Annotated in this window: 31 protein-coding genes; 19 read left to right on the forward strand and 12 right to left on the reverse strand. The window is 60.9% G+C overall.

The features are described 5' to 3' along the window. Positions 1-286: 286 nt before the first annotated feature. Entirely contained in the window at positions 287-601 is a 315-nt protein-coding gene (locus PAE61_RS15200; protein ID WP_271113187.1) for a DMT family transporter, read from the reverse strand. Positions 602-813: 212 nt separating this feature from the next. Between PAE61_RS15200 and PAE61_RS15205 the strand changes: the two genes are divergently transcribed. Further along, complete coding sequence (locus tag PAE61_RS15205; protein ID WP_271113188.1) at positions 814-1,716, forward strand: DMT family transporter; 903 nt, start codon at positions 814-816, stop codon at positions 1,714-1,716. Between the two features lie 66 nt (positions 1,717-1,782). Here PAE61_RS15205 and rpsI read toward each other — a convergent pair whose 3' ends face one another. The 3 genes from rpsI to PAE61_RS15220 all read right to left on the reverse strand — a co-directional run bounded on the left by rpsI (position 1,783) and on the right by PAE61_RS15220 (position 3,371). Further along, positions 1,783-2,295, reverse strand: a complete 513-nt coding sequence (gene rpsI / locus PAE61_RS15210) for a 30S ribosomal protein S9 (protein WP_271113189.1) — start codon at positions 2,293-2,295, stop codon at positions 1,783-1,785. A 2-nt stretch (positions 2,296-2,297) separates the two neighbouring features. Continuing rightward, positions 2,298-2,762 carry a 50S ribosomal protein L13 gene (gene rplM, locus PAE61_RS15215; RefSeq protein ID WP_271113190.1) on the reverse strand — a complete coding sequence of 155 codons (465 nt, stop codon included), beginning with the start codon at positions 2,760-2,762 and terminating at the stop codon, positions 2,298-2,300. Between the two features lie 186 nt (positions 2,763-2,948). Continuing rightward, positions 2,949-3,371, reverse strand: coding sequence for a PaaI family thioesterase (locus tag PAE61_RS15220; RefSeq protein ID WP_271113191.1), 423 nt, complete (start codon positions 3,369-3,371; stop codon positions 2,949-2,951). A gap of 59 nt (positions 3,372-3,430) precedes the next feature. Here PAE61_RS15220 and PAE61_RS15225 point away from each other — a divergent pair, with 59 nt between their 5' ends. Beyond that, entirely contained in the window at positions 3,431-4,222 is a 792-nt protein-coding gene (locus PAE61_RS15225) for an enoyl-CoA hydratase (protein WP_271113192.1), read from the forward strand. Positions 4,223-4,232: 10 nt separating this feature from the next. Here PAE61_RS15225 and PAE61_RS15230 read toward each other — a convergent pair whose 3' ends face one another. Beyond that, positions 4,233-4,934: a rhomboid family intramembrane serine protease gene (locus tag PAE61_RS15230; RefSeq protein ID WP_271113193.1), complete on the reverse strand. Its 702-nt coding sequence runs from the start codon at positions 4,932-4,934 to the stop codon at positions 4,233-4,235. Positions 4,935-5,014: 80 nt separating this feature from the next. On the opposite strand from PAE61_RS15230, the gene trpS reads away from it, so the two are divergent. The 11 genes from trpS to PAE61_RS15285 all read left to right on the forward strand — a co-directional run bounded on the left by trpS (position 5,015) and on the right by PAE61_RS15285 (position 13,533). Then, a complete protein-coding gene (trpS, locus tag PAE61_RS15235) occupies positions 5,015-6,034 on the forward strand; it encodes a tryptophan--tRNA ligase (protein WP_271113194.1) in 1,020 nt (339 codons plus the stop codon). Between the two features lie 299 nt (positions 6,035-6,333). Next, positions 6,334-7,506 carry a nucleotide sugar dehydrogenase gene (locus PAE61_RS15240; RefSeq protein WP_271113195.1) on the forward strand — a complete coding sequence of 391 codons (1,173 nt, stop codon included), beginning with the start codon at positions 6,334-6,336 and terminating at the stop codon, positions 7,504-7,506. 28 nt (positions 7,507-7,534) lie between these two features. Then, the gene (locus PAE61_RS15245) at positions 7,535-8,581 is read left to right on the forward strand and encodes a glycosyltransferase family 2 protein (RefSeq protein ID WP_271113196.1); all 1,047 of its coding nucleotides are present in this window, start codon (positions 7,535-7,537) and stop codon (positions 8,579-8,581) included. 70 nt (positions 8,582-8,651) lie between these two features. Next, positions 8,652-9,266 carry a ribonuclease D gene (locus PAE61_RS15250; RefSeq protein WP_271113197.1) on the forward strand — a complete coding sequence of 205 codons (615 nt, stop codon included), beginning with the start codon at positions 8,652-8,654 and terminating at the stop codon, positions 9,264-9,266. Between the two features lie 9 nt (positions 9,267-9,275). After that, on the forward strand, positions 9,276-10,220 hold the full coding sequence (locus PAE61_RS15255) for a KpsF/GutQ family sugar-phosphate isomerase (protein WP_271113198.1): 945 nt from the start codon (positions 9,276-9,278) through the stop codon (positions 10,218-10,220). Then, positions 10,220-10,786, forward strand: coding sequence for a hypothetical protein (locus PAE61_RS15260; protein ID WP_271113199.1), 567 nt, complete (start codon positions 10,220-10,222; stop codon positions 10,784-10,786). Before PAE61_RS15255 ends, PAE61_RS15260 begins: the two co-directional genes overlap by 1 nt. A gap of 21 nt (positions 10,787-10,807) precedes the next feature. Continuing rightward, a complete protein-coding gene (gene lptA / locus PAE61_RS15265) occupies positions 10,808-11,293 on the forward strand; it encodes a lipopolysaccharide transport periplasmic protein LptA (protein WP_271113200.1) in 486 nt (161 codons plus the stop codon). Further along, positions 11,293-12,036 (forward strand): LPS export ABC transporter ATP-binding protein, encoded by a 744-nt coding sequence (gene lptB, locus PAE61_RS15270; protein ID WP_271113201.1) that lies wholly within the window; start codon positions 11,293-11,295, stop codon positions 12,034-12,036. Before lptA ends, lptB begins: the two co-directional genes overlap by 1 nt. A 142-nt stretch (positions 12,037-12,178) precedes the next feature. Continuing rightward, on the forward strand, positions 12,179-12,757 hold the full coding sequence (gene hpf / locus PAE61_RS15275; RefSeq protein ID WP_271113202.1) for a ribosome hibernation-promoting factor, HPF/YfiA family: 579 nt from the start codon (positions 12,179-12,181) through the stop codon (positions 12,755-12,757). A gap of 63 nt (positions 12,758-12,820) precedes the next feature. After that, positions 12,821-13,285: a PTS IIA-like nitrogen regulatory protein PtsN gene (ptsN, locus tag PAE61_RS15280; RefSeq protein ID WP_271113203.1), complete on the forward strand. Its 465-nt coding sequence runs from the start codon at positions 12,821-12,823 to the stop codon at positions 13,283-13,285. Between the two features lie 56 nt (positions 13,286-13,341). Then, positions 13,342-13,533, forward strand: a complete 192-nt coding sequence (locus PAE61_RS15285; protein ID WP_271113204.1) for a hypothetical protein — start codon at positions 13,342-13,344, stop codon at positions 13,531-13,533. Here PAE61_RS15285 and mutY read toward each other — a convergent pair. Further along, positions 13,521-14,549 carry an A/G-specific adenine glycosylase gene (mutY, locus tag PAE61_RS15290; protein ID WP_271113205.1) on the reverse strand — a complete coding sequence of 343 codons (1,029 nt, stop codon included), beginning with the start codon at positions 14,547-14,549 and terminating at the stop codon, positions 13,521-13,523. The genes PAE61_RS15285 and mutY overlap by 13 nt on opposite strands. A gap of 84 nt (positions 14,550-14,633) precedes the next feature. Between mutY and PAE61_RS15295 the strand changes: the two genes are divergently transcribed. From PAE61_RS15295 to PAE61_RS15305, 3 genes are read left to right on the forward strand one after another with little or no spacing between them, the layout of a single operon-like run. Further along, positions 14,634-15,155 (forward strand): DUF721 domain-containing protein, encoded by a 522-nt coding sequence (locus PAE61_RS15295; protein ID WP_271113206.1) that lies wholly within the window; start codon positions 14,634-14,636, stop codon positions 15,153-15,155. Beyond that, a complete protein-coding gene (locus PAE61_RS15300) occupies positions 15,155-15,838 on the forward strand; it encodes a DsbA family protein (RefSeq protein WP_271113207.1) in 684 nt (227 codons plus the stop codon). Before PAE61_RS15295 ends, PAE61_RS15300 begins: the two co-directional genes overlap by 1 nt. Next, positions 15,835-16,968 (forward strand): CaiB/BaiF CoA transferase family protein, encoded by a 1,134-nt coding sequence (locus tag PAE61_RS15305; protein ID WP_271113208.1) that lies wholly within the window; start codon positions 15,835-15,837, stop codon positions 16,966-16,968. Before PAE61_RS15300 ends, PAE61_RS15305 begins: the two co-directional genes overlap by 4 nt. On the opposite strand, the gene lpxK is transcribed toward PAE61_RS15305, so the two are convergent. Genes lpxK through PAE61_RS15325 form a run of 4 tightly spaced genes read right to left on the reverse strand, consistent with a single transcriptional unit; the run spans position 16,935 to position 20,188 of the window. Continuing rightward, positions 16,935-17,942 carry a tetraacyldisaccharide 4'-kinase gene (lpxK, locus tag PAE61_RS15310; RefSeq protein WP_271113209.1) on the reverse strand — a complete coding sequence of 336 codons (1,008 nt, stop codon included), beginning with the start codon at positions 17,940-17,942 and terminating at the stop codon, positions 16,935-16,937. The genes PAE61_RS15305 and lpxK overlap by 34 nt on opposite strands. Next, positions 17,939-19,189 carry a 3-deoxy-D-manno-octulosonic acid transferase gene (locus PAE61_RS15315; protein WP_271113210.1) on the reverse strand — a complete coding sequence of 417 codons (1,251 nt, stop codon included), beginning with the start codon at positions 19,187-19,189 and terminating at the stop codon, positions 17,939-17,941. Before PAE61_RS15315 ends, lpxK begins: the two co-directional genes overlap by 4 nt. Next, positions 19,189-19,434 carry a DUF4170 domain-containing protein gene (locus PAE61_RS15320; protein WP_271113211.1) on the reverse strand — a complete coding sequence of 82 codons (246 nt, stop codon included), beginning with the start codon at positions 19,432-19,434 and terminating at the stop codon, positions 19,189-19,191. The genes PAE61_RS15315 and PAE61_RS15320 overlap by 1 nt, the downstream gene beginning before the upstream one ends. Positions 19,435-19,468: 34 nt before the next feature. Further along, a complete protein-coding gene (locus PAE61_RS15325; RefSeq protein ID WP_271113212.1) occupies positions 19,469-20,188 on the reverse strand; it encodes a CbiX/SirB N-terminal domain-containing protein in 720 nt (239 codons plus the stop codon). A gap of 85 nt (positions 20,189-20,273) precedes the next feature. Here PAE61_RS15325 and PAE61_RS15330 point away from each other — a divergent pair, with 85 nt between their 5' ends. Continuing rightward, positions 20,274-20,954 carry an NnrU family protein gene (locus PAE61_RS15330; RefSeq protein WP_271113213.1) on the forward strand — a complete coding sequence of 227 codons (681 nt, stop codon included), beginning with the start codon at positions 20,274-20,276 and terminating at the stop codon, positions 20,952-20,954. Here the strand turns inward: PAE61_RS15330 and PAE61_RS15335 are convergent. After that, the gene (locus PAE61_RS15335) at positions 20,918-21,979 is read right to left on the reverse strand and encodes an NAD(P)/FAD-dependent oxidoreductase (protein ID WP_271113214.1); all 1,062 of its coding nucleotides are present in this window, start codon (positions 21,977-21,979) and stop codon (positions 20,918-20,920) included. The two genes, PAE61_RS15330 and PAE61_RS15335, sit on opposite strands and share 37 nt — an antisense overlap. 45 nt (positions 21,980-22,024) lie before the next feature. Between PAE61_RS15335 and mnmC2 the strand changes: the two genes are divergently transcribed. Further along, a complete protein-coding gene (mnmC2, locus tag PAE61_RS15340) occupies positions 22,025-22,684 on the forward strand; it encodes a tRNA (5-methylaminomethyl-2-thiouridine)(34)-methyltransferase MnmC2 (RefSeq protein WP_271113215.1) in 660 nt (219 codons plus the stop codon). On the opposite strand, the gene PAE61_RS15345 is transcribed toward mnmC2, so the two are convergent. Beyond that, positions 22,681-24,801 carry a lytic transglycosylase domain-containing protein gene (locus tag PAE61_RS15345; RefSeq protein ID WP_271113216.1) on the reverse strand — a complete coding sequence of 707 codons (2,121 nt, stop codon included), beginning with the start codon at positions 24,799-24,801 and terminating at the stop codon, positions 22,681-22,683. The genes mnmC2 and PAE61_RS15345 overlap by 4 nt on opposite strands. 115 nt (positions 24,802-24,916) lie before the next feature. Here PAE61_RS15345 and dapA point away from each other — a divergent pair, with 115 nt between their 5' ends. After that, the gene (gene dapA / locus PAE61_RS15350) at positions 24,917-25,792 is read left to right on the forward strand and encodes a 4-hydroxy-tetrahydrodipicolinate synthase (protein ID WP_271113217.1); all 876 of its coding nucleotides are present in this window, start codon (positions 24,917-24,919) and stop codon (positions 25,790-25,792) included. Positions 25,793-25,819: the final 27 nt, after the last annotated feature.

Here is a 25,819-nt window from a genome sequence, read left to right on the forward strand (position 1 = left end):
GGTGAGGGGGTATTTAGGTCTGGGCGCCGGGGCATGCAAGCGGATTTTTGAGAAAACAGCAGAAATAAGTGTAATATATTGATATTACACAATTTTTTAAGCCGTTTTCCGTGCCGGAAATCTGTCGTCCCGGATCACAAACCGAATCTGCCACAGAATCACGACACTCACATGACGCCCTAGGGACGGATTCGCCCACCTAAAAACAGATCTGGCCCCGAAAAACGGGGCCAGATTCGCAGTACAGGCATTTCGGAAAGCCGAATCGCGTCGGCAAAAGAAAGAATCAGGACGATGCCTTCATCAACAGAATGCCGCCCACGATCATCGCCGCCGCAGCCAGCCGGGTCGGCGACGCCGATTCCCCCAGAAGCGCCACACCAAGCAGGAAGGCCCCGACCGAACCGATTCCGGTCCAGACGACATAGGCAGTCCCCAGCGGCAGTTCGCGCATGGCACGGGCCAGTAGCCAGAAGCTCGCGATCATCGCGATGATCGTGATCGAGCTGTAACCCAGCTTCGAGAAACCTTCGGATTTCTTCATCGTAAATGCCCAGACCGTTTCCAGCAGCCCGGCAATAACCAGTTCACCCCAGATCATGATAACCTCATTCAGTCGGGCCGTCCCGATCGGTCGCCATCATGGCCGGGGCCGTCCCCGTGAGGCGCAAGATAGCCACTCGGGTACGGCAGGCAAGCGTGGCTGAACCGATACTGCCCAAGCGCGGCAGAATGGCAACCACCCCTGCCCGCTTTCCCTTTCTGTACGGCTTGGCCACTATGCCGTCGTTGCCGACAGAAGGAGCCACGCGGATGACGAATGAACAAACCGGAGCAGGTGGCATCGCAACAGGTGTGGTGTGGATGATCGGCAGCTTGCTGTCCTTCATCGCAATGGCCGTCGCCTCGCGAGAGCTTTCCGCGAATCTGACGACTTTCCAGATCCTGTTCTTCCGCTCGGTCGTCGGTGTCGTGGTCGTCCTCATCTTCGGTCGCAAGCTTTTGACCGAGTTGCGTCGGCGCACCAGCCTGAAGCTGAATTTCCTGCGCAATGTGGTACATTTCACTGGCCAGTATTGCTGGACGCTCGGCATCGCGCTTCTGCCTCTGGCCGAGGTCATTGCGCTTGAGTTCACGATGCCGGTCTGGGTCGCGATCTTCGCAGCACTTCTTCTGGGCGAGCGGATCACCCGCGCCCGTTCCATCGCTATCATCGCAAGCTTCATCGGTGTGCTGGTGATTCTGAGACCCGGAATCGCCGTGTTCGATCCCGCCGCGTTTATCGTGCTGATGGCGGCGATCTGTTACGGCATGTCGAATGTGCTGGTGAAGCGGCTGACGCGGACATGCTCGCCCGCCGTGATCGTCGTCTGGATGGTGTTCATGCAATTGCCGATGGGCATGGTGCTGGCCCTGTTCGACTGGCAGCCGGTGGTCTGGGGCAATCTGCCGTGGATCGTTGTGGCAGGGCTGGCCGGGCTGAGCGCACATTATACGATGGCGCGGGCCTTCCTGTATCTTGATGCTTCAGTCGCGATTCCCATCGACTTCCTGCGTGTGCCGCTGAGCGCCTTTGTCGGGTTCTACCTGTATGCCGAAACTGTCAGCATCTGGCTGTTCGTGGGCGCGGCGATCATCCTTTTCGCCAATTACTCCGCCCTTCAGGCCGAACGAAAGCGGGCACGGATCGCCTCTGCATTGTCCCGGCCTGGCTGAGCAATCGGGACAAAGAAAAACGCGGCCCGAAAGGACCGCGTCGTTGTCGTAAATCCGAAAGCCGGATCAGCGCTTCGAGAACTGGAAGCTGCGGCGGGCCTTGGCCTTACCGTATTTCTTCCGCTCTACAACGCGGCTGTCACGGGTCAGGAAGCCCGCAGCTTTCAGAGCGGCGCGGAGGCTCGGCTCATGCAGTTGCAGCGCCTTGGAAATGCCGTGCTTGACAGCACCGGCCTGACCGGAAAGGCCGCCGCCGGTTACAGTCGCCATCACGTCATACTGACCGGCAACACCGGCGACGTCGAAGGGCTGACGCAGGATCATCTGCAGAACCGGACGGGCGAAGTACTGGTTCATTTCCTTGCCGTTCACGGTGATCTTGCCGGAACCGGCCTTGACCCAGACGCGGGCAACCGCATCCTTGCGCTTGCCGGTCGCATAGGCACGACCGAACTCGTCACGAACGGGTTCGCGCGGAGCCAGGGTTTCGGTAACAGCCTCACCTTCGCCACCCGCAGGCCGGGCGGTTTCGGTGACAACGTCTTTCAGCTGGTCGAGCGATTTGATGTCTTCAGCCATAATCACGCGCTCCGGGTGTTCTTCTTGTTCATCGACTTGACGTCCAGCACTTCGGGCTGCTGCGCCTCATGCGGGTGCTCGGCGCCGGCATAGACGCGCAGATTCGTCATCTGCTTCTTGCCCAGCTTGTTGCGCGAGATCATGCGCTCCACGGCTTTATACACCACACGCTCGGGATGTTCGCCTTCCAGGATCTGACGCGCGGTGCGGTGTTTGATGCCGCCCGGGTGGCCGGTGTGCCAGTAATATTTCTTGTCATCACGCTTCGCGCCGGTCATCTGCACCTTGTCGGCATTGATGATGACGACGTTGTCGCCCATATCCATATGAGGCGTGAAGCTCGGCTTGTGCTTGCCACGCAGGCGCATGGCGACGATCGAGGCAAGACGGCCCAGAACGATGCCTTCGGCGTCGATCAGGATCCACTTCTTCTCGATCTCCGCCGGTTTTGCGGTATAGGTCTTCATGTCGCTGCCCTTTTGGGGGTTCAAATTCGAGATGGCGGTATATCCGCTTTACATCCCCTCAGGTCAAGCGTCATGACGATAAATTAAATAAGTAAAAACAATATTTTATCAAATAGGTAATAAAATACCCCATCAAATCCGGCTTTTCTTGCACCCGATCAGGTCAATGCCGGCCTGACAGACGACTCAGCGCGGCGGGATCGCATATGTCATCGCGCTACGGGCAACGGGATCAGAAATACCCTCGGAATAGATCAGCACATCCCCCACCGCCAGAGTGCGGCCCAGCTTCAGCAACCGGCACTCGGCCAGCAGATCCTGACCCGCTGCCGGTTTCCGCATGAAATCGAAGGACGCATTTGTCGTCACCGCCAGAGCGACCGGGCCGATCCGGGACAAAATCACGCAATAGATCGCCAGATCGGCAAGCGCGAACATGGCAGGCCCCGAAACAGTGCCGCCCGGTCTCAGATGCGCATCCGTCACGTTCAGACGCATTCTGACACCGCGTTCGGCGCTGACTTCTTCTACCGTGAAATCCCCTGCGACCTGCGGAAATTCCGCCGCAAGAAACGCATTCAGCCCCTCGGCGTCCATCTGAAGACCCATGCTTTCCCCCAATCCCCGTTTGCGTCTATGCTGCGCCGAGCCGCAGGAGGAAATCAATCATGTCGGAACTCATTTTACGCGAAGACACCGGACGAGTCGCGCGGCTGGTCATGAACAGCCCGGAAAACTTCAACGCGCTGTCAGCGGAAATGATCGCGACACTTTATACCACCCTCGCCGCGATCGGCACGGAAGAGAATATCCGCGCCATCATCATCGCCGCCAATGGCAAAGCCTTCTCTGCCGGTCACGACCTTCGCCAGATGCAGGCCGCGCGGGGAAATCCGGACCGTGGACGCGCGGGCTTCTCGGCACTGTTCGACGGCTGCGCCCAGTTGATGCAACTTATCCCAACCCTGCCGCAGCCTGTCATCGCCGAGATACAGGGCGTCGCCACTGCCGCAGGATGCCAGCTTGTAGCGTCCTGCGATCTGGCCGTGGCGGCGACAACGGCAAAATTCGGCGTGAACGGCGTCAATCTGGGACTGTTCTGCTCAACCCCGGCAGTCGCGCTGTCACGCGCCGTCAACCGCAAAGCCGCGTTCGAGATGCTAGTCACCGGAAAATTCATCGACGCGCAAGAAGCGCAATGTCTCGGCCTGATCAATCAGGTCGCAAAGGTTGCAGAACTTGAATCCGACACGATGGCCCTCGCGCAAAAAATCGCCGAAAAGCTGCCCACCGCCGTCAGGATGGGCAAGCGCAGCTTCTATGAGCAACTCGCACATGAAACCGCCGACGCCTATGAGGCCGCCGGAGATACGATGTGTGCGAACATGATGCTGCCGGAAACGGATGAGGGCATCAGCGCATTTCTGGAAAAGCGCAAACCGGACTGGGCAGAGAGCTGAATTAACCCTCTCAGCGCTGCCGGATTGCGTTCAGGGCACGCCGCCAGCCTCCGGGGACAAGCAAGAAGCACAGCAGGAAGCCGATTGCGAAACCCGCAATCTCGGCCACCCAGCCATAATCCGTGTAGCGGCTGATCAGGCCGAACACCAACTGGAAGACCAGAAGCACCCCGATCAAGGTAAATGCCTTCATGCGATTGGCATTCTCGATCCCGAGCCGTACCCAGATCAGAAAGGTAAACGCTCCGATCAGCCCGTATACGCCGGGATAGCCTCCGATCAGCGGATTAAGGTTGATGCCGGTCAGAAACCCGAACAGCGTATAGGCCACGGCTCCGCCAATCGAGGCGCCAAAAAACAGCATAAGAAACGCCCAGGGCCGGAACTGCTCAGCCACCATCTTGCCAAGCGCGAGAGCAAAAACGATCACGAACAGCGCATGGGTGACCGATCCATGCACGAAAGGATAGCTCAGAATCCGCGCAGCCTGCCGCGCATCGAAAACCCCAAGCTGCCACATCCTGACCGGAAGTTCGGGGAAATATGCGGTCATCTGAAGCGCGTTCAGCCTCATACCGACACCCTGAGCGCCGCCGATCATGCCGATTGCACCCAGACCGAACACGATTTCCGCCGCAATCATCGGCAAAACCAGCACCCAGACGACAGCTGGCAGCGCGTTTATCGGGGATTCATCGTAACCGGGACGCATGAGGACTCCTTTTCAGGGCAGTTGCACCCCGTTCCGCGCAGCGTTAAGCCAGCTTTACGGATTTTCCAAGCAGGCAAGACATGACCGACGCGACGACCACCCGCATTTTTTCCGGCATCCAGCCCTCGGGCCATCTGACCCTCGGCAATTATCTGGGCGCATTGCGCCGCTTTGTCGAACGGCAGGAGGAAGGCATCCCGACGGTTTATTGCCTTGTCGATCTGCACGCGATCACCGTCTGGCAGGACCCCGAGGCGTTGCGGCAGCAAACCCGCGAAGCTGCCGCCGCCTTCATGGCCGCAGGGATCGACCCGGCGAAATCCATCCTGTTCAACCAGAGCCAGGTGCCCGCCCATGCCGAGTTGGCCTGGCTGCTGAACTGCCTCGCCCGCATGGGCTGGATGAACCGCATGACCCAGTTCAAGGAAAAGGGCGGCAAGAACAGTGAAAAGGTCAGCCTCGGCCTGTATGCCTATCCTGTACTGATGGCGGCCGATATCCTTGCCTATCACGCCACCCATGTCCCGGTGGGCGAGGATCAGAAACAGCATGTGGAACTGACCCGCGACATCGCGGCCAAGTTCAACCATGATTACGGCGTGGACTTCTTTCCTCTGCCCGAGCCTGTGATCGAGGGTCCTGCCACCCGCGTCATGTCCCTGCGCGACGGATCGAAAAAAATGTCGAAATCCGATCCCTCGGATATGAGCCGGATCAACCTGACCGACGACGCCAACACGATCGCACAGAAATTCCGCAAGGCACGCACGGATGCCGAACCTCTGCCCGCCGACATGGAAGCGCTGAAGGACCGCCCCGAGGCCCGGAATCTGGTAAATATCTATGCCGCCCTCTCCGGCGAATCGCAAAACGAGGTGCTTGCACGATTCGAAGGCAAGGGTTTCGGCGACTTCAAACCTGCTCTCGCCGATGTCGCGGTCTCGGTTCTGGCCCCGATCTCTACCCGGATGAGCGAATTTCTGGCAGACCCCGCAGAGATCGACCGCATTCTGGGCAAAGGAGCCGCCAAAGCCGAAGACATCTCTGCCCCGATCGTGGCCGAGGCACGCGGGATCATGGGGATGATCCTCTCGCGGTGAGGTGCTGCAGTGTGAAAACTGTCGGCCTTCAATTCGAGATGAATAGCCATTTATTATTCCCCGGATCAAAACTCCGGAGAGACACTGGCGGCACCGGACTGCGTCGGATAGTAATCCGGTGACAGATATTTACCGAGGCGCAACGCTTCATGAAGAATCCGGGAAGCAGCTTGCTCAGCGAGAGTTTTCAGAGCATGTCGACCATACCGGCGCAGGATCTTTGCGATTTGATCGCCGTACTGAAGATGGTTTGTAATGCGTAGCGGCCCTCGGTGCCGACAGAAAAAGGTTGAAAACAGATGAAAACCAAAATTGCGGTTGCCGGACTTGGCTATGTCGGGCTTTCCAATGCGGTCCTTTTGGCACAGAACAATCCCGTCATGGCACTGGACGTGACGGAAGAACGTGTCAGCAAGGTCAATAACCGGATTTCACCCATCGAGGATGCGGAGATATCGGATTTCCTGACCAACCGCGATCTGGATCTGACTGCAACGCTGGACCCGCAGCAGGCTTTCGAGGATGCCGAGTTCGTCATTATCTCGACACCAACAAATTACGACGCACGCACCAACCGGTTCGATACATCCACCGTCGAAACGGTTCTGAATGAGCTCAAGCGCATCAACCCCGACGCAGTTGCGATCATCAAATCCACCATTCCCGTCGGCTTCGTGGACCGCATGCGCGAGGAAATGGACTGGGACAACATCATTTTCTCTCCCGAGTTCCTGCGTGAGGGCAAGGCGCTTCACGACAACCTGTATCCCTCGCGGATTGTCGTCGGCGAACGCTCAGACCGCGCACAGAAATTCGCGGATCTGCTGGTCGAGGGCGCGGTTCGCAAAGATATGCCGGTTCTGTTCTGCGGCTCGGTCGAAGCGGAAGCGATCAAGCTGTTCTCGAACACCTATCTTGCGCTGCGGGTCGCCTATTTCAACGAGCTGGACAGCTATGCAATCGCGCATAATCTGAAATCGCGCGAGATCATCGACGGCGTCTGTCTGGACCCGCGTATCGGCGATTTCTACAACAACCCCAGCTTCGGATATGGCGGCTATTGCTTGCCGAAAGACACCAAGCAGCTTCTGGCGAATTACGATCAGGTGCCGCAAAATCTTATTTCGGCCATCGTCGAATCCAACCGGACCCGGAAAGACTTCGTGTCGGATCAGATCGTGGCGCGAAAACCCTCCATTGTCGGTGTCTATCGGCTTGTCATGAAAGCCGGCTCGGATAATTTCCGCGACAGCTCTATTCAGGGCATCATGAAGCGGATCAAGGCGAAGGGGATCGAGGTCATCGTCTACGAACCCGTGTTGAAGGATGAGCATTTCTTCAACAGCCGTGTCGTAAACGACCTCGAGGCGTTCAAGAAGGAAAGCGATATCATCCTCGCAAACCGGCTGTCTGCGGATATCTCGGATATGGCTGACAAGGTTTATACGCGAGACCTCTTCGGGGTGGACTGATGCCGGACGAGCGTCCTGCTTGGATATCATGAAGATCCTGGCCATCAGCACCATCCGGAATGAGGGACCTTTCCTTCTGGAATGGATCGCCTGGCACCAGATGATCGGTGTAACAGATTTCCTTGTGTATTCGAATGACTGCGCGGACAGCTCGGACCTGCTGCTTGACCGACTTGCCGATCACGGCGTACTACGTCATGGCTATCATGAAGCACCCAAGGAAAAGTCCATTCATTGGAACGCATTAAACACTGCCTGGTCACTTGATTTGCATAGCTCGGCAGACTGGATATTGATTTCCGATCTTGACGAATTTCCTGTGATCCATGCCGGTTCGGGACTGGTCGATCTGATAGGCGCACTTCCCGAAGGAACGGATGCCGTCGCACTTGCGTGGCGGCTATTCGGCTTCAACGGAGTCAATAGTTTTCAAGATATTCCCGTGACCTCCCAATTCACCCGGTCATCGCCCGAAATCATGATCCACCCGATTGCGGGTACCTTCTTCAAATCCTTCTTCCGGCCGAAAGCCTTTGCACGGCCGGGTATTCACCGGCCCAAACACCGCAAGGACAGCCAGCCTAACTGGGTCGACGGGTCGGGCAAACCCATGCCGTCACATATCAGCAACAACGATAAACGTCTGTCCCTTCTCGGTGCCGGAGAGGTTCGTGAACTGGTTGAGCTGCATCACTATTCGGTCCGTTCAGCGCAAAGCTTCATCGTCAAATCCGAGCGCGGACTGCCGAACCACAGAGAGAAGCGCGTCGATCTGACCTATTGGATCGAGCGCAATTTCAATACGCAGGAAAACACCGCCGCTCTCCGCTTCATCCCGCAACTCGAACAGCGGATCGCGGTGCTGAAATCTCTGCCAGGCGTCGCTGAGTTGCATGATATCAGCGTAGCATGGCACAAGCAGCGTTTCCGGGATCTGATCGCGACGCCAGAGGGCTACAGTCTCTATTGTCAGATCCTGCTTGCACAGGACAGCGCGGTGCTGCCGTTGCAAGTTCAGCAATCGCTGCTGCGGCTTTTTGGAGATGTGCGCCAGGACCCAAAGCAAGACGACTAAGGCTGCGCAAGCGGTTGGGGGCTGACCTTGCCGGAAACAAGCCGTATAGACACGCGAAACGGGAGCAATCATGGCCATTCATCTTTACCAGAACGATTTGCCCGATGGGCTGGATCTCGGTCCGGTTGTCGCCATTGATACAGAGACGATGGGGCTGGACCCGCGCCGCGACCGGCTTTGCCTTGTGCAGATGTCCTCCGGCGATGGCGATGCGCATCTGGTTCAGATCACAAAGGGCCAGACCGAAGCTCCGAATCTGACGCGGTTACTGGCGGATCGGCACGTTCTGAAACTGTTCCATTTCGGACGCTTCGATATCGCCGCGATTGAGAATGCCTTCGGCGTCACGACCAGCCCGGTCTGGTGCACGAAAATCGCGTCGAAGCTGGTGCGTACCTTCACCGACCGGCACGGGCTGAAATATCTGCTTCAGTCGCTGGTCGATGTCGATGTCTCGAAGCAGCAGCAAACCTCCGATTGGGGTGCGACGGAACTGACCGAGGCGCAGCTTGAATATGCTGCTTCGGACGTTCTTTACCTTCACCGGCTGAAAGATGCGCTTGAACAGATGCTGATCCGCGAAAACCGTCTGGAGCTTGCGCAGGCATGTTTTGATTTTCTGCCGAGGCGTGCTCATCTTGACCTGCTTGGCTGGGGGGATGAAAATGACATTTTCCATCACTGATCCGTCACGATGAGCAGCTATCTGGACACAGCCCGCCGCGTCATCGCCGTCGAGGCAGAGGGGCTTGCGGCCCTGTCTGCCGGGCTTGGTGCGCCGTTTGACCGCGCGGTGGAAACCATCCTTGCCGCGCATGGCCGCGTGGTCGTCTCGGGCATGGGAAAATCCGGGCATATCGCACGCAAGATCGCCGCCACGCTGGCCTCGACCGGGACGCCCTCGCATTTCGTGCATCCGGCCGAGGCGAGTCATGGCGATCTCGGCATGATCGCGCAGGGTGACGTGGCCATCGTGATCTCGAATTCGGGCGAAACCCCGGAAATCGCCGATATCGTCGCCCATACGCGGCGGTTCGAAATCCCGCTGATCGGGATTTCCGGCCGCGAGAACTCGACTCTGGTCCGGCAATCCGATGTGGCGCTGATTCTTCCGGCAGTGCCCGAAGCCTGCGGCAAGGGGATTGTGCCGACCACCTCGACCACCATGACACTGGCGCTTGGTGACGCTCTGGCCATCGCGCTGATGGAGCACCGCCAGTTCACGCCCGAGCATTTCCGTACCTTCCATCCCGGCGGCAAGCTGGGGGCAAGGCTGGCGCGGGTGGGCGATCTGATGCATGAGGACATGCCTCTTGTCGAAGAAACCACCCCGATGACCGACGCGCTGCTGACGATCAGCCAGAAAGGTTATGGTGTGACGGGTGTGACGGCCCCGGATGGGCGTCTGGTCGGGATCATCACCGATGGTGACCTTCGCAGGCATATGGATGGGCTACTGGATCACAAGGCGGGCGATGTGATGACCGCCAATCCGCGCACGATAGGTCCCGGACAACTGGCCGAGGCGGCTCTTGCCGAAATGCAGTCGCGCAAGATCACCTGCCTGTTCGCCGTGGATGACGGCATGCCTCGCGGAATTCTGCATATCCATGACTGTCTGCGGGCCGGTATCGTCTGATGCGCTCGCAGGTGGTGGCATGGCTGCGGGTGCTGCTGCCTCTGGCGGCGCTCGGGCTTTTGTCGATCCTGTTCATGCTTGGCCGCAACCCGGACCCTGACGCCGCGATTCCTTATGCTGATATCGACGCCGAGGAACTGGCCCGGGATCCGCGCATGACGCATCCCGAATTTTCCGGCGTAACCGATAGCGGTGCCGAGGTTACCCTGACCGCAGATCGCGCCACCCCTGCCCCCGCCGAAAGCGGATCGGCAACCGCCTTGCGGATGACATGGCGTGCACCGGACGGTCTGGCCGTCGATATGACGGCGCCTCAGGGCGAGGTCGAGGGCAAGCAGATATCGCTGACCGGCGGTGTCCGGCTGACCACCTCGGATGGTTGGGCCATGACTGTGCCCCGGCTCGATACGGATATCGCCGCGGATCTGATGACCGGCACGGGCGGGCTGACCGCCTTTGCCCCGATTGGCCGGGTAGACGCCGAAACCATGCGCATCTCCCGCGACGAAAACGGCGAGAATGTTCTGAATTTATCAGGCGACGTGCGTCTGCTATACCAACCCTGATCCAGCCCGAAAGGACCCGGTATGCGCCGCGCTCTGACATTCGCCCTGCTTGTGACTACGCTGCCAGCCTTCCCCGTGGCAGCCCAGACAATCGCATTTGGCGGAGCCCGGGCCGATACCACCGCGCCGGTCGAATTGTCGGCCGATAATCTGACGGTGAACCAGTCTACGGGCCAGGCCGTTTTCTCTGGCAATGTTCTGATCGGTCAGGGAGAGATGCGGCTTTCTGCGGATAATGTGGTCGTCAAATATGCCGATGGCGACACCAGCACGATTGAAAATCTCGACGCAACGGGGAATGTCACACTGGTAAACGGCCCGGATGCTGCCGAGGCGGAACAGGCGATTTATGAGGTCGGCTCGGGTAATATCACCCTGATCGGCGATGTCCTTCTGACTCAGGGCCAGAACGTCATGTCCGGAGAGCGGATGCTGGTCAACCTTGGCGACGGAACGGCGCAGGTCTCCGGTCGCGTCCGCTCGGTTCTTCAGCCGGAAAACAACTGATGCCAGAGCCGGTTTCGGAAAACGGGCTTGTCGTCCGCAGGCTGCGCAAGGCCTATCGCAAACGCCCGGTGATCCGGGACGTGTCGCTTGATCTAGCCCGGGGCGAGGTGGTGGCGCTGCTTGGTCCGAACGGATCGGGCAAGACGACCTGCTTCTATTGTATTGCCGGGCTTGTGGCGCCCGATTCAGGGCAGGTCTTCATCGACGCGCAGGATGCGACGGGCATGCCGATGTTCCGGCGGGCGCGGATGGGGATCGGTTATCTTCCGCAGGAAATGTCCATCTTCCGCGGCCTCTCAGTAGAACAGAACATCATGGCCGTGCTTGAGGTGACCGAGGGAGGCGCACGCCGCAGGCGGGACCGGCTGGAGGAACTTCTGGGTGAGTTCTCTATCGGTCATATCCGCAACGCCTCGGCAATGGCGCTTTCCGGCGGTGAAAGGCGACGGGTCGAGATTGCCCGCTGTCTGGCCTCGAATCCCAGATATCTGCTGCTGGACGAGCCTTTCGCCGGTGTCGATCCGATTGCGGTCAGCGATATCCGCAGTCTCGTTCACGACCTGAAATCGCGGGGAATCGGCGTGCTGATCACCGACCATAACGTGCGCGAGACGCTGGGAATCGTCGACCGTGCCTATATTCTGCATGACGGTCATGTTCTGATGTCCGGAACGACCGCGCAGATTGTCGCCGATCCCCGGGTCCGCGAGGTCTATCTGGGCGAAACCTTCAGCCTGGGCTGAGTTTACGGAAAATATCGACTCTCCACAGGGGCTTCTGCTGCGGGCGCATCGTTGACAGACTCACAGACGGGTCGCAGACTGGATCAGTCCGGTGCATTCCCGTCAGTATCGGGCGGGGCCGGACAGCGAAAGGAAAAAAACAATGCGCTATCAGATCAGTGGAAAACAGATCGACATCGGTGAGGCCCTTACCCAGCATGTGCAGAATGAACTTGGCGAGACAGTCGGAAAATACTCGCAACGCCCGACCGACGCCGCGGTCACCTTCTCGAAGAAGGCACATATGCTGGTCTGTGATGCGCTTGTTCACCTTTCCACCGGCCTGACCGTGCAGGCAAAGGGAGAGGATACGGAGATTTATGCCGCTTTCGAATCCGCCCGCGAAAAAATGGACAAACAGCTTCGCAGATACAAGCGGAGGCTGAAAGATCATCACAAGGACAGGTCGGAACCGGTTGAATACGGCGCTGCGGACCTATATGTGCTGCCCGCCGACGAGGATGAATGGGAATCGCAGGACGCAAGCGGATTGCAGCCTGTCATCGTCGCGGAAATGGAATCCCGCGTCCCGACATTGTCGGTCGGTGACGCAGTCATGCAAATGGAACTTGCCGGAGCGCCGCTTTTGGTTTTCCGCAATGAAAAGCACGGGGGTGTGAATGTTGTTCATCGTCGTGACGACGGTAATATCGGCTGGATCGACCCACGGAACATCAAATAGCCGCCGGACGCGGCATGTTGCCCCGGACCATACGGGTCCGGGGTGGCAGAAAGACGGATAAGTATGCAACTCAGCACTATCGTCAAACCCGGCGCCGTACGCGCCTATCCCAAAATGACCTCGAAAAAGCGCCTTTTCCACGACATTGCGGAACTGGCCGAGCAGGTTTACGGGCTTGACGCCAGCCAGATCCTGGACGCGCTTCAAGAACGCGAAAGCCTCGGCCCGACCGGGGTCGGGAATGGGGTGGCACTGCCGCATGCCCGGCTTCATGGGCTGAAAGAGGTTGTGGGCGTTTTCGTGAAACTGGAAAAGCCGCTCGATTTCGATGCGGTTGATCGACAACCCGTCGATCTCATTTTCGCCCTTCTGGCGCCGGAAGGTGGCGGGGTTGACCATCTCAAGGCGCTTGCGCTTGTCTCGCGGACGCTGCGCGACAATGATCTGCGCAGCAAACTTCGCGCAAATTCCGACGCCGCAGCGCTTCACGCCATTCTCAGCACAGGACCCGGAGTTCAGGCCGCCTGATCCAATAGTTGAACCGATCCGGGCCTGTATACGTTAACTCACAGGAGGATTGTTCAATGACCAAGAGCACTTTCGATCACGAACGCAGCAATTCGAATGGCCGCATGCGCTCATATGTGGCGCAGGATCGCGAATCCGGTGTCCATCCCGCGATTGAGACACTGCATCGCCGGCCGCGCAGCCGCGACAGCGGCGAAAATCCCAAGGCGAGAGAATATGCACGGATTGAGCGCGGTCACGAATCCTGATCGCGGCGGATCGCGTCAAGCGACCGCGTCCAGACCTTTCTCATCAGCCCCGGCAGATCGTCGGGACTGAAATCTTTCAGATCCACCCAAACCCCGCGCTGCGGCTTTGCTCCGCTTCTGGCAAAGCGCACCTCCATGTCCAGCGTGAAATGCGTGAAGACATGGGTGACCGGGTCCAGAACCTGCCACGTCGCATCCACCGGAGGGGGCATAAGGCTGCCATCCCAACCCGAGGAAGGGAAGGCCATCGTGCCACCCAGAAGACCCGAGGCCGGGCGCTCCTCAAGCAGAATCGCATTCTGTGACAGCACCACCCAGGCAACGCCCTCGCGCCGTGGCTTCGCGGCTTTGGGCCGCTTGCGGGGCAGTGTTTCGGCGATCCCTGCGGCGCTTGCCTGGCACGGGCCGGAAATCGGGCAGATTACACATGCGGGCTTGCGCGGCGTACAGATCGTCGCGCCGAGATCCATCATGGCCTGCGCATAATCTCCGGGCCTTTCCGTTGGTGTCAGCCTCGCGGCAAGCTCTGTCAGCCTCGGCTTCGCATCCGGAAGCGGCGTTTCCACGGCAAACAGCCGGGACACGACGCGTTCGACATTCCCATCCACCACCGTGTGAGGCTGATCATACGCAATCGACGCAATCGCAGCCGAGGTATATGGCCCGATCCCCGGCAGTTTCTGTAGCCCTTCACGATCCCTTGGGAAACCACCATTCTTCGCGACAGTCCGAGCGCAGGCCAGAAGATTTCGGGCGCGGGCATAATATCCAAGCCCGGCCCATTCAGCCATGACCCGCGCATCACCGGCCGAGGCCAGATCCTCGACCCTGGGCCATAAGGTCAGGAAACGCTCATAATAGGGTTTGACCGCCGCGACCGTGGTCTGCTGAAGCATGATCTCGGACAGCCAGACGCGATACGGATCGGCCCCGCCCTGACCCGGAGGCACACGCCACGGCAAAACACGCGCATGCCTGTCGTACCAGTCCAGCAGTAAAGACGCTATCTCACGCATGGATCACGGTTATTTTGACCTGGCTCACTGGCAACTCCGTCGCAGCTTGGTAAACTGCATCATCTTCTAACCGCGGAGCCCCGCATGTCACAGCCCCCCCGTCGCTCACGCGGATTTCGGCAGGCCGCAGGTCTGGTCGCCGAACCGATCCGCCACGCGGCAGAAGGAAGGGGCTTTGCCGTTGCACGGCTGCTGACCCATTGGCCCGAGATCGTCGGGGCAGAAATCGCCTCGCGTGCCCGCCCGGTAAAGATCGGACAGAATCGCCGGGGGTTCGGCTCTGTGCTGACATTGCTCTGTACCGGAGCAAATGCGCCTCTGCTTGAGATGCAGTTACCCGCCATCCGTGACAAGGTGAATGCGTGCTACGGCTATAACGCCATTTCCCGCATCACCCTGACACAGACAGCACCGACTGGCTTTGCTGACGGGCAGGCAGAGTTCACCTATCGCAGCAATCCGGCTGTAAAGCCCGATCCGGAAACCCGGCGAGCCGCGCATGCGTTGGCAGCCGGAATATCAGATCCATCCCTGCAAGCGGCGGTCACGCGGCTTGCCACGCTCAAGCTGGCCCGCGAAGGCCGCAACAACCGAAAGGCCCGTTAATGACCTTTGATCTACGTCACCTGTTGTCCGTTTCCGTGATCTCTGCCGCAATGGCCATGCCCGCTCTGGCGCAGGAAACGACAACCTCGCCTGATGCAGCCGCAAGCGAAGCCACCGAGGCGGCCGAAACGGAAATGGTAGATGATCTGGTACTGGGCGAGGAATCCGCTCCGCTGACCATCTATGAATATGCCAGCTTCACCTGCCCGCATTGCGCCACTTTCCATCAGGAAAGCTTTCCGAAGCTAAAAGAGGAATATATCGACACGGGCCTTGTCCGCTTTATCCAGCGTGACGTGTATTTCGATCAGGTCGGGCTGTGGGCGGGCGCTTTGGCGCGCTGCGATGAAAGCAAGTTCTATCCCATCTCAGGCATGCTGCTTGACGAACAGTCCGAATGGCTGGGTGCGGCCAATGGCGAAGAACTGGTCGCCTCGCTTCGCCGGATCGGTGCCAAGGCCGGGCTGACCTCCGAGCAGGTCGATACGTGCTGGGAAGACGAAACCCGCATCAGGAACCTTGTCGCGACCTATCAGCAGAACGCGACCGAAGATAAGATCGAGGGTACGCCGACTTTCGTAATCGGGGGCGAACTGGTCCAGAACCAGCCCTGGGCCGATATGAAGGCGATCATCGACGATAAGCTGGCAGAGGCGGAAGAAAACGCCGCGCCGGCTGAGTGATGACGCCGCTCGCCGGTCTGAAGGTCGTCGAGCTTGCACGTATTCTGGCCGGCCCCTGGGCCGGTCAGATCCTCTCCGATCTTGGCGCCAATGTGATCAAGGTCGAAGCTCCCGAGGGTGACGACACACGCCGTTGGGGCCCGCCTTTCGTCGACAATCAGGGCGACCATTCAGCCGCGTATTTTCATTCCACCAATCGGGGCAAGACATCAGTCATCGCCGATTTCCGCAGCCCCGAGGGGCGGCAGAAAGTGTTGGATCTGGTGGCGGATGCCGATGTGGTTATCGAGAATTTCAAGGTTGGCGGGCTGGCGAAATACGGGCTGGATTACGCCAGCCTCTCGGCGCTGAACCCGCGACTGATCTATTGCAGCATCACAGGGTTCGGGCAGACCGGACCTTATGCCTACAGGGCAGGTTATGATTATATCATTCAGGGCATGTCCGGCCTGATGAGCGTGACCGGCTCACCCGATGGGCAACCCCAGAAAGTGGGGGTCGCGGTTGCCGATATCTTTACCGGGATCTATGCGGCGACGGGCATTCTGGCGGCAGTCGAGCAGCGGCACCGGACTGGCCGGGGTCAGCATGTCGACATGGCGCTGATGGATGTGGCGGTGGCCGTCATGGCGAATCAGGCGATGAATTTTCTGGTGACAGGTTCTGCTCCGTCCCGGATGGGCAACGCACATCCTAATCTGGTTCCCTATGCGGTGTTCGATTGCGCCGATGGCTGGATCATCATCGCGACGGGCAATGACGCTCAGTATCGACGGCTATGCCAGCTTTTGGGCCTGCCCGCTTTGGCGACCGCGCCGGATTATCTGACCAATGCCGACCGCGTCCGCAACCGCGAGGCGCTGACCGCCGCGATCAGCGCAGTAACCCGGGGCTGGACGCGCGAGAAGCTGCTTTCCGCCCTCGAAGCCGATAATATCCCGGCGGGACCGATCAACGATATGGCGGATGTCTTCGCCGATCCGCAGGTCATTGCCCGCGGGCTGAGGATTACGCCGGGCGGCATACCGGGCGTCCGGCTTCCGGTGGTGTTTTCCGATGCAGAGCTTGCCTGCGACCGCCCCTCGCCGGTTCTGGGTCAGGGCGACTTCGATGCGTCCAGCAAGGGCTGAAGCAGCGCATCTAAAGGCCGCCAGTCCGACAGTTCCAGCCTGACCGGCAATGCCAGCACCTCACGCCGGAATTCGGGCGGCAGGCGCACGGCGTCCTTTTCGGTTGTGACAAGCTGAGCGCCACTTGCCCGCGCCTCGGCGCCGAGCCTCTGAAGCAGGGCGGGCGTAAAGGGCTGGTGATCGTCAAGCGCCTCGGCCCGGACCAGATCGACGCCCAGATCGCGCAGGGTCGCGAAAAACTTCTCGGGATGCCCGATCCCGGCGAAGGCCAGGACGCGATGACCCTGCCAGTCGATCCCGGTCTGCAAGGGCTGCAACGCGCCCTGAAGATGCGGCACGTCGATTTTCCTGCCCCATTCCGCAGCAAAACGCTCCTGCATCGGCGCAGGACCGATCGACAGAACCGCATCGGCACGGGCCAGCCCCTCGGAGACCGGCTCGCGCAGGGGACCGGCGGGAATGCAGAGACCGTTTCCGAAGCCTTTCGCTGCATCGACGACTACCAGCGACAGATCATGGAAGATGCCCGGATCCTGAAACCCGTCATCCAGCAGGATGATCTGCGCCCCGTCCGCCGCCGCAGCGCGAGCACCCTCGACCCGGTTATCCGCCACCCAAACCGGAGCGAAAGCCGACATCAGCAGCGGCTCGTCCCCCGTCTGAGCGGCAGTATGGCTGCGCTCATCGACCCGTTCCGGGCCGGTAATCGTCCCGCCATAGCCACGGCTGACGATATGTACCGCTACGCCCTGCCCGGCCAGACGCTGCGCAAGGGCGATCACCGTGGGCGTCTTGCCGGTTCCGCCTGCATTGATATTGCCGATGCACACCACCGGCACACCGATATCGGCCCGTGCGCCGCGCCTCAGCCGCCTTGCGGTCGCCCCGGCATAGACGGCACCCAATGGACGCAGCAGATTGGCCCCGAAACCCGGGGGGCGTCTGAACCAGAAAGATGGTGCACGCCGGTTCATGATCTGTCTCCGGTTATGGTTTCGCGCACAGCATGGGCAATCCGGCTTGCCACACCGGCCCCGCCCGTTGCCACCGACCACGCATTCGTTGCCAGCCGCGCCGCCTGCTCAGGCGCAAGCAGCGTCACCACGGCCTGTGTCAGCCCGGCAGCGTCCTCAACCGATCGTGCCGCGCCCGCACCGTCAAGCTGCGCCCATTCTTCCGGGAACGCACCGTGAAGCGGCCCGTGAACCGCCGCAGACCCCAGAGATGCAGCCTCGAACGGATCGCGAGCGCCATCCGTGGGGCCATACAGCGTCGAGCCCATGAAGCATAAAGGCGCAAGACGATACCACAGCCCCAGCTCATAGATATCGTCGCAGATATAGACATTGACCTCATCCGTCGGATCCTCGTCAGTGCTGCGCTGCGCGACCACCAGACCGGCGGCGCTCATGCGATTTGCCATCGCGACCGCCAGTCCGGGATCGACCGGAACAAGAATCAGCAGGGCGCGGAGGCTGTAACGCAGCACCGTAAGCTGGGTTTCGATCACCGCATCCAGTTCGGCCTCGGTAACGTTGACCGCCAGCCAGACCTGCCGCCCCTGAAACGCCTCGGCCAGTGAAACCCGCTCGGCCTCATTATGATGCAGCGGGTCGCGGATCTGGGTGATCGGGCCGGTCAGTTCGACAGAGGCAGGATCCGCACCCAACTCCAGCGCGGCGCGGCGGCTGACGGCATCCGGCAGCAACAGAAGATCCAGCATCTGAAAAACCGGGCTGCCCCGGACCAGAGACTGCCTCAGGGACGGCTTCCTTGCAGACAGCCGCGCCTCTGCAAGGATCACGGGAATGTCCCGGCGTGCAGCGGTTTCAATCAATGCGCGGGGCAGATCCGCGCCGATCAGAAGCAGCACCGAAGGGTTCAGCACCTCAAGATGCGCGGCGATATGGGCCTTGTCCAGCCCGGGATCCGGAATCGCCGAGACGCCGCGCTTCGCCAGATCCGGCGGTTCGCCCTCGGCGCGGCTGACGACGATTTGCAGGCCAAGCCTGCGCAACTGCGCCAGAAGCTGGATCAGCGTCGGTGCCAGACTGACATCATCTGCGCCGGTCTGTTCATATCCGGCACCTATCCGCATCCAGACAAGCGGCCCGTCACCGCTTGGCAGCGACAATTCGGGCAGCGGGACGGACGGCGCAGGCGGGGATTCGAAAAATCCGCGCAGCCATTTACCGACACCGCCCCCCTGCCCGCTTTTCATCAGGAACCGAGTTCAGCAGTCGGGCTGGTTTCGCGGCCCTCATCCATCAAGCGGTGCAGATGGGCGATGAAGTAACGCGTATGGGCGCTGTCCACGGTACGCTGCGCGGCACCTTTCCACGCGGCCCGTGCCGATTCGAAATCCGGGAACACACCCACCACGTCGATGGCCGAGGTGTCACGGAACTCGGTCCCGTCGATATCGGTCAGTTCGCCACCAAAGACCAGGTGGAGTCGTTGAGTCATCGGGAAGTCTCCTGCATTATTCGATGGGCGGAACCTAAGCGCGCAAACGCTCCGAGGCAATCGCGGCGTCACCCCGGCCAAGCGCAGCGGCGATCAGCGCCGGAACCTGTGGCGCAAGACCGACAGGCGGCAGGCACGGTCCTTCGAAACCGGCCTGCGCAAGAGCTTCGGGGATGTCATCCGTCACATGCTCGGCCCTAGTGGCGAAAAAGGGCAGCGCAATCGCGTCCGGTCCAAGTCCGGTCGCGGCGTCGGCCAGAAAAGGCGTTTCCTCGATGAAGCCGGTCACAACACGGCCCGTCCCGGTACGCAGCTTTTCGGCCATCTCTTCGGCACCTTTCGCCGATCCCCGCGCCCTTTTCGAGCCATGCGCGATCAGCAGAAGCGTCACCTGTTGCAATGAAAGCCCCCTTGCCTCTGCTTCGTCGCGAATAAGCCGCAGACAAAGATCGGAGAGCCCGGGATCCACACCAAACGGACGCAGCCGCGTCAGGCCCGCACCGCCCGCGCCTTCCAGTCTGCGCGGCAGCTCGGTTCCGGTGAACCAGCCTTCGGCCATGAACATCGGATAGACAAGCGCATCCGGCGCTGCACCAACGGCATCTTCAAGCGCACCGGTTTTTGCCAATGTGGCACCGATAACGCGCCTGCCAGATATCGCAGCCACATCAGCGGCAAGCGCCTCGACAGCTTTCTGCTGCGGATCGGGATCGGATGGCTGGCCATGAGAGACGAGAATGGCAGGACGGGTCATGCTGGAAACCGGCGGCAGGTTTGGATAGATCTTCACCAGCCAAGCACGAGCCGCTTGGGATCACAAGCCGGGGCAGAGTGTCAGAATGTCGGACTGGGCCGAATTCGCAGCAGCATTTGCAGCTTTTCTGGCGGCTCATGCAATCCCGATGCGACCGGGGCTGAAAACACGTATCATCCGTATTCTCGGCAAGCCAGGCTATATCATTGTTTTCAGCGTTGTATCGGTGGCGCTGTTGTACTGGCTTCTGATGGCAGCGGGCCGTGCTCCGTTCATCGAGATATGGCAGCAGGCAGTGTGGCAACGCTGGATTGCGAATATCGCCATGCCGTTTGCGATCCTGCTTGGGGTGTTTTCGGTCAGAGCGAAAAACCCCTTCTCCTTCGGCGGCACGGCAGAGGGGTTCGACCCCGACAGGCCCGGCATTGCAGGGATGACGCGACATCCGCTGATGTGGGCCTTCGCGATCTGGGCTTCGGTGCATCTTCTGGCAAACGGAGACCTCGCGCATCTGCTGCTCTTCGCCCCTCTGCTGGTCTTTGCGCTGTCCGGAGTCTTGGCGGCCGATGCAAGGGCAAGGCGGAACCTGCCGGATTTCGACCGGCTTGCCGCGCATACCTCTTTGTGGCCCTTTGCGGCTCTGCTTGACGGACGTTGGCAACCCCGCAAGCTGCCCTCGCTGTCGCGTCTGGCGATCGCGGTGGTGTTGTGGGCGGGGCTACTGCATCTTCATCCGGCGGTGATCGGCGTCTCGCCCCTGCCCTGAAGCCGGAAAAGATCGGGAATGGCGTCGCGTACCTCCAGCACCAGATCGGCGATCATGCGGGCCATCTCGGGCGCCATGCCGAACCCGATCCTGAAACCGCCATTCAGCACGAATTGCCCCGGACGCCCGGGCCATACACCCATCAGAGGTGCCCGGGACCGCGCCCGCGGACGAATCCCCGCCCAACGCTTCAGGATTTCGGTCCCCGCCAGTGCCGGACACAGTTTAAACGCGCGGGCGATCACCTCATCGAGGCCACTATCCACCTGCGCATGGGCAAAACTGTTCTCCGAGGTCGAGCCAAGACCGGTCGTGCCATCCGCATGAGGCACGATATACAGCCCGTCCACATAAATCTGAGGCGTCTCGGGGGCCGCAAAATCCACAAGCGCACTCTGCCCCTTGACGCCCTGCCCCTGCTTGCGGCCCAGATCGTCCCCCAGCACCGTCAGCCCCGGCGCTCCGGTCGCCCAGATGGTCCTCTGGCCCGCATCTGCAACCGTCACCGAGCGGCCAGTGACGATCTCGCCGCCTTTCGCGCGAATCGCTGCGGCAAGAGCGTGACAGGCCCGGTAAGGGTTCACCCGCGCCGTCAGATCGTCCATCAGCCACCACCCATCCGGGCTTTCCGGGATCAGCGCCGCCTCTGGCGTACGCGTCAGCCAGATCCGCGCTTTCCCCTGCCAATTCACGGCAGCACCGTCGATCCGCGCCTGCATCCGGTCCAGATCGGACACGCTCACGGGCTGTATCCGGCCCGTCCTTGCATAGCCGGGATCCCCTCCGCCGGTCTGCGCGACCTCATCCCAGAACTGCCCGGCTGCCATCAGGCTGTCAAACTGCACCTGTTTCTTCAGGTTCCAGCTATCCGGCGCATGCGGCGCAAGCGCCCCGACCGTGCCGCCCGAGGACCCCGCACCGACCTGCTTTGCCTCGATCACGGTGACCTGATATCCACGCCGGATTATCTCCCACGCGACGCTCAGCCCGGCAATTCCGGCACCGATCACGGTAATGCTTGCCATCGGCCCACCCTTTCGTCAGTTCTGCCCGGCAAGGAGTTAACGCCAATGAGCGAACAGAACCAGACACCGCAGCTTGACTGGCGAGAGGGCGGCATTCCGGTCTCGACCCGGTTCGACGATCCCTATTTCAGCCTTGCCGGAGGGCTGGAGGAAACCCGGCATGTGTTTCTGGCCGGAAACGATCTTCCCGCCCGGCTGCACCCCGGTTTCCATATTGCCGAGCTTGGTTTCGGCACCGGGCTGAACCTGCTGGCGCTTGCCCAGATCGCGGAAATGCCCATCCGCTTTACCAGCTTCGAGGCCTTCCCGATGGATGCCGCGCAACTCAGCCGCGCCCATGCCGCCTTCCCGGATGAGTTGGACCTGCTTTCCGCCGAACTGCGCCGGGGCATCACGCAGCCCCGTTTCACGGTCGGTCAGGTCACGGCAGAGATCGTCATCGGAGATGCCCGGAAAACGCTGCCCAATTGGGAGGGCATGGCGGATGCGTGGTTTCTGGATGGGTTCTCTCCGGCAAAAAATCCCGAATTATGGAACGAGGCGCTGCTGGATCAGGTCGGCAGACATACCGCGCCAGAGGGCAGCTTCGCGACCTATTCAGCGGCGGGCTATATCCGCCGCGCCCTGACAGCTTCAGGGTTCGAGGTCAGCCGCGCCCCCGGCTATGCCGGAAAGCGCCATATGAGCCGTGGTGTGATGCGCTAACCCCGTTCTGGCCGCGCCACCGGCCTGATGGGTTCGGGCGCAGCGGGTCCCTCAGGTTCGACGAAAGCCTCGGCTCCGGCAGACAGGGGATCGCCCGGTTGCGGGGGCGGTGCCGAGCGTGTCAGCACCTCCGCCAGGGTCTGCCGTGGCTTCGGCGGCGGCGGGACATAACCATCTCCTGTCAGATCCTTGCTTGGCGTCAGCGCCACCGGCAGCCCCGAAATGCGCGAACGATAGACCGGCAGTGCCTCGGTCACGCGCATGACATAATTGCGGGTCTCATCGAAGGGGATCATCTCGACCCAGTCCACCGGATCGGTATCGGTGCGGATATCGCCGAAGCGCTCCGTCCATTGCCGCGACCGCCCCGGCCCGGCATTATACCCCGCCGCGACAAGTGCCGAGGACGGCCCGAAGCGATCGCGCAGCCCCTTCAGATAGGCCGCGCCCAACGTCGCATTATATCCCGGATCCTGCGTCAGCCGCGCCCGGTCATAGGGAAGCCCGGCCTGCCGCGCCATTTCCTGAGCCGTCCCGGGCATAAGCTGCATCAGCCCCAAAGCTCCGGCATGGGACGACACGGTGTGGTTGAACTCGGATTCCTGCCGCGAAATCGCCATGATCAGTTCCGGCGGCAGATCCAGCGGTTCCTTTTCCAGCCCGGTCAACGGAAAATAGGCCGCCGGATAAACCGAGCCCTTCCCGGCTGCACGTTTTGCCAGACGCAGCGCATACCACGGATACTGCATTTCAAGCGTCAGCCGCGCCATGCGGGCGATATCCTCGGCCCCGGCGGTTTCCGAGAGATGCAGGAAAAAGCGCTGACCCAGCTCGGGATGGCCCGACGCAAAGGCGAAAACACCGGCCTGAAACACGTCATTCTCGCGCAGATCGTCACGACGCCATTGCGGCAGGGCGGCCTCGGCCCGGCCCGGAACCGACAGGGACGGGTCCGTCGCGGCCCCGATCCGCTCGGCGGCAAGTTGGCCGTAATAGGCGGTCTGCATCTGTGCCGCGCGGGAAAAAGCCTGCTGCGATGCCTCGGCATTTCCTGCCTCTTCCTCAGCCCGGCCAAGCCAGTACAGCGCCCGGGACTGGCTGATAACGCTGGAACTTTCCTGCGACAGACGCCGGAAGCGATCCGATGCACGATCCGGTGCACCGGCTTTCAGCGCGGAATAACCGGCGAGGAATTCCAGATCGGCGAATTCCTCGGTTCCGGGTTCCAGAAAATGCGGTGCGGCGATCTTTTCCGCCGCGTCCCAGTCACCCGCCCGCAGAGAGGCACGAGCGTAATCGGCCCGCGCACCGGCCCAGATTTCCGGACGGCGCAGTGCCTCGGCGGATACGGATTGCTGCTGCATCAACTCTCGCGCAAGTTCGGGCAGTCCGGCCTCTACACGCCACAGGAAGCGGTCCATCGCCAGTCCGGGATCGTTCCGCCGATCCTCGGGCAGCGCAAGGATCAGATCATCCACACCCTGCCGCCGCGCCTGCGTCGCAATGCGAGCCTCGGCCAGCGGACGGGCGGCGGCGCTCATCCGCGAAACGCCCTGCGCCGCTGCCTGCCACTCGAACTGATCGAGAAGCGCGAAGACGCGATCATCGGCAAGATCCGAGACATCCTCGCCACTCGCGGCAAGAAAGGCGGTTTCCTCGGCGGTGCTCATGCGCATGGACAGCCATATCCGCCTTGCCTCGTCCCTCACGCGGTCCGGCTGTTCTTGCCGCAAGGCCGCCAGATAGATCATCGCACCGCCCGCCGTGACCGGCGCATGACCGGAAAACCAGTCGATCACCTGCCCGGGCGGCAGCGACGATGACATCTTCGCCTCGCCGCGCTGATACAGAAGCTCCATCCCCGGCCAGTCGGGATGCGCCTGCGCGAAGGCGAGATACTCGGCAAAGTCCCCTTCTCCGGCCCGGAGTGCATGCCAATCGACCAGAGCCTGCGCCAGATCGCCCGACTTGCCCGCCGCTTCATCCGCCGCCTGCCAGTTGCGGGCACCCGCGGCGGTCAGCGCCGTTGCCATATCGGGGATGGATTCCGCCGGTGCAGGCAGCACCGGCAGGACGGAAAGGGCTGCAGCCCCGATCAGAGTGCGAAAATCATACATCATCATGCCCAATCTGGGTCGAACCCCGCCGGTCTGCAATTCACAAGCTTGGCAAATCCTGCCGCCACGTCTAGTGTCCCGCCAGTTTTTCAACCTCATGCAACAGGAGCGTGTCATGTTCAAAGGGTCGATGCCCGCAATGATCACGCCGTTCACCCCGGACGGCGAGCTGGATCTGGACACGCTGAAGAAATTCGTCGAGTGGCAGATTGCCGAGGGAAGTCACGGTCTGGTTCCCTGCGGGACTACCGGCGAATCTCCGACGCTCAGCCATGCCGAGGATCGTCAGGTCGTCCGTGAGGTCGTCAGCATCGCGAATGGCCGTGTGCCGGTGGTTGCGGGTGCCGGGTCCAACTCGACCCGTGAAGCGATCGGGCTGGCGCAGCATGCCGAATCCGCCGGGGCGGACGGGCTGCTGATCGTGACGCCCTATTACAACAAACCGACTCAGGCGGGCATGGTCGCGCATTTCACCGCGATTCATGACGCAACCAGCCTGCCGATCATCATTTACAACATCCCCGGCCGTTCCGTCGTCGATATGACCCCGGAAACGATGGGAGAGCTTGCGAAGCTGCCCCGGATCGTCGGGGTCAAGGACGCGACCGGCAAGCTTGAACGGGTCTCCCAGCAGCGCATCACCTGCGGCCCCGATTTCGTGCAGCTTTCGGGCGAGGACGCCACCGCGCTTGGGTTCAACGCACATGGCGGTATCGGCTGTATCAGCGTCACGGCGAATGTCGCGCCCCGGCTCTGCGCCGAGTTTCAGGAGGCCACGCTTGCCGGAGATTACGCGAAAGCGCTTGAGCTTCAGGACAGGCTGATGCCTCTGCATGTGGCCTTGTTTATCGAGCCCGGTCTGGTCGGCGCGAAATATGCGCTTTCGAAACTGGGCATGGGAAATGAGCGTGTGCGGCTTCCTCTGGTCGGGCTGACACAGCCCACCAAGACCGCGATTGACGACGCGATGCGTCACGCCGATCTGCTGTAACGGCGGTCTGATCTTCGGGCGGGGCGG

It is taken from the genome of Paracoccus aerodenitrificans, from assembly GCF_027913215.1.
GTDB classification, from domain to species: Bacteria; Pseudomonadota; Alphaproteobacteria; order Rhodobacterales; family Rhodobacteraceae; genus Paracoccus; species Paracoccus aerodenitrificans.

Bases quoted from the DNA above. Each gene is read 5' to 3' on its own strand.
- PAE61_RS15200 (WP_271113187.1), bottom strand. From the start codon at position 601: ATGATCTGGGGTGAACTGGTTATTGCCGGGCTGCTGGAAACGGTCTGG.
- PAE61_RS15205 (WP_271113188.1), top strand. From the start codon at position 814: ATGACGAATGAACAAACCGGAGCAGGTGGCATCGCAACAGGTGTGGTG.
- rpsI (WP_271113189.1), bottom strand. From the start codon at position 2,295: ATGGCTGAAGACATCAAATCGCTCGACCAGCTGAAAGACGTTGTCACC.
- rplM (WP_271113190.1), bottom strand. From the start codon at position 2,762: ATGAAGACCTATACCGCAAAACCGGCGGAGATCGAGAAGAAGTGGATC.
- PAE61_RS15220 (WP_271113191.1), bottom strand. From the start codon at position 3,371: ATGGGTCTTCAGATGGACGCCGAGGGGCTGAATGCGTTTCTTGCGGCG.
- PAE61_RS15225 (WP_271113192.1), top strand. From the start codon at position 3,431: ATGTCGGAACTCATTTTACGCGAAGACACCGGACGAGTCGCGCGGCTG.
- PAE61_RS15230 (WP_271113193.1), bottom strand. From the start codon at position 4,934: ATGCGTCCCGGTTACGATGAATCCCCGATAAACGCGCTGCCAGCTGTC.
- trpS (WP_271113194.1), top strand. From the start codon at position 5,015: ATGACCGACGCGACGACCACCCGCATTTTTTCCGGCATCCAGCCCTCG.
- PAE61_RS15240 (WP_271113195.1), top strand. From the start codon at position 6,334: ATGAAAACCAAAATTGCGGTTGCCGGACTTGGCTATGTCGGGCTTTCC.
- PAE61_RS15245 (WP_271113196.1), top strand. From the start codon at position 7,535: ATGAAGATCCTGGCCATCAGCACCATCCGGAATGAGGGACCTTTCCTT.
- PAE61_RS15250 (WP_271113197.1), top strand. From the start codon at position 8,652: ATGGCCATTCATCTTTACCAGAACGATTTGCCCGATGGGCTGGATCTC.
- PAE61_RS15255 (WP_271113198.1), top strand. From the start codon at position 9,276: ATGAGCAGCTATCTGGACACAGCCCGCCGCGTCATCGCCGTCGAGGCA.
- PAE61_RS15260 (WP_271113199.1), top strand. From the start codon at position 10,220: ATGCGCTCGCAGGTGGTGGCATGGCTGCGGGTGCTGCTGCCTCTGGCG.
- lptA (WP_271113200.1), top strand. From the start codon at position 10,808: ATGCGCCGCGCTCTGACATTCGCCCTGCTTGTGACTACGCTGCCAGCC.
- lptB (WP_271113201.1), top strand. From the start codon at position 11,293: ATGCCAGAGCCGGTTTCGGAAAACGGGCTTGTCGTCCGCAGGCTGCGC.
- hpf (WP_271113202.1), top strand. From the start codon at position 12,179: ATGCGCTATCAGATCAGTGGAAAACAGATCGACATCGGTGAGGCCCTT.
- ptsN (WP_271113203.1), top strand. From the start codon at position 12,821: ATGCAACTCAGCACTATCGTCAAACCCGGCGCCGTACGCGCCTATCCC.
- PAE61_RS15285 (WP_271113204.1), top strand. From the start codon at position 13,342: ATGACCAAGAGCACTTTCGATCACGAACGCAGCAATTCGAATGGCCGC.
- mutY (WP_271113205.1), bottom strand. From the start codon at position 14,549: ATGCGTGAGATAGCGTCTTTACTGCTGGACTGGTACGACAGGCATGCG.
- PAE61_RS15295 (WP_271113206.1), top strand. From the start codon at position 14,634: ATGTCACAGCCCCCCCGTCGCTCACGCGGATTTCGGCAGGCCGCAGGT.
- PAE61_RS15300 (WP_271113207.1), top strand. From the start codon at position 15,155: ATGACCTTTGATCTACGTCACCTGTTGTCCGTTTCCGTGATCTCTGCC.
- lpxK (WP_271113209.1), bottom strand. From the start codon at position 17,942: ATGAACCGGCGTGCACCATCTTTCTGGTTCAGACGCCCCCCGGGTTTC.
- PAE61_RS15315 (WP_271113210.1), bottom strand. From the start codon at position 19,189: ATGAAAAGCGGGCAGGGGGGCGGTGTCGGTAAATGGCTGCGCGGATTT.
- PAE61_RS15320 (WP_271113211.1), bottom strand. From the start codon at position 19,434: ATGACTCAACGACTCCACCTGGTCTTTGGTGGCGAACTGACCGATATC.
- PAE61_RS15325 (WP_271113212.1), bottom strand. From the start codon at position 20,188: ATGACCCGTCCTGCCATTCTCGTCTCTCATGGCCAGCCATCCGATCCC.
- PAE61_RS15330 (WP_271113213.1), top strand. From the start codon at position 20,274: ATGTCGGACTGGGCCGAATTCGCAGCAGCATTTGCAGCTTTTCTGGCG.
- PAE61_RS15335 (WP_271113214.1), bottom strand. From the start codon at position 21,979: ATGGCAAGCATTACCGTGATCGGTGCCGGAATTGCCGGGCTGAGCGTC.
- mnmC2 (WP_271113215.1), top strand. From the start codon at position 22,025: ATGAGCGAACAGAACCAGACACCGCAGCTTGACTGGCGAGAGGGCGGC.
- PAE61_RS15345 (WP_271113216.1), bottom strand. From the start codon at position 24,801: ATGTATGATTTTCGCACTCTGATCGGGGCTGCAGCCCTTTCCGTCCTG.
- dapA (WP_271113217.1), top strand. From the start codon at position 24,917: ATGTTCAAAGGGTCGATGCCCGCAATGATCACGCCGTTCACCCCGGAC.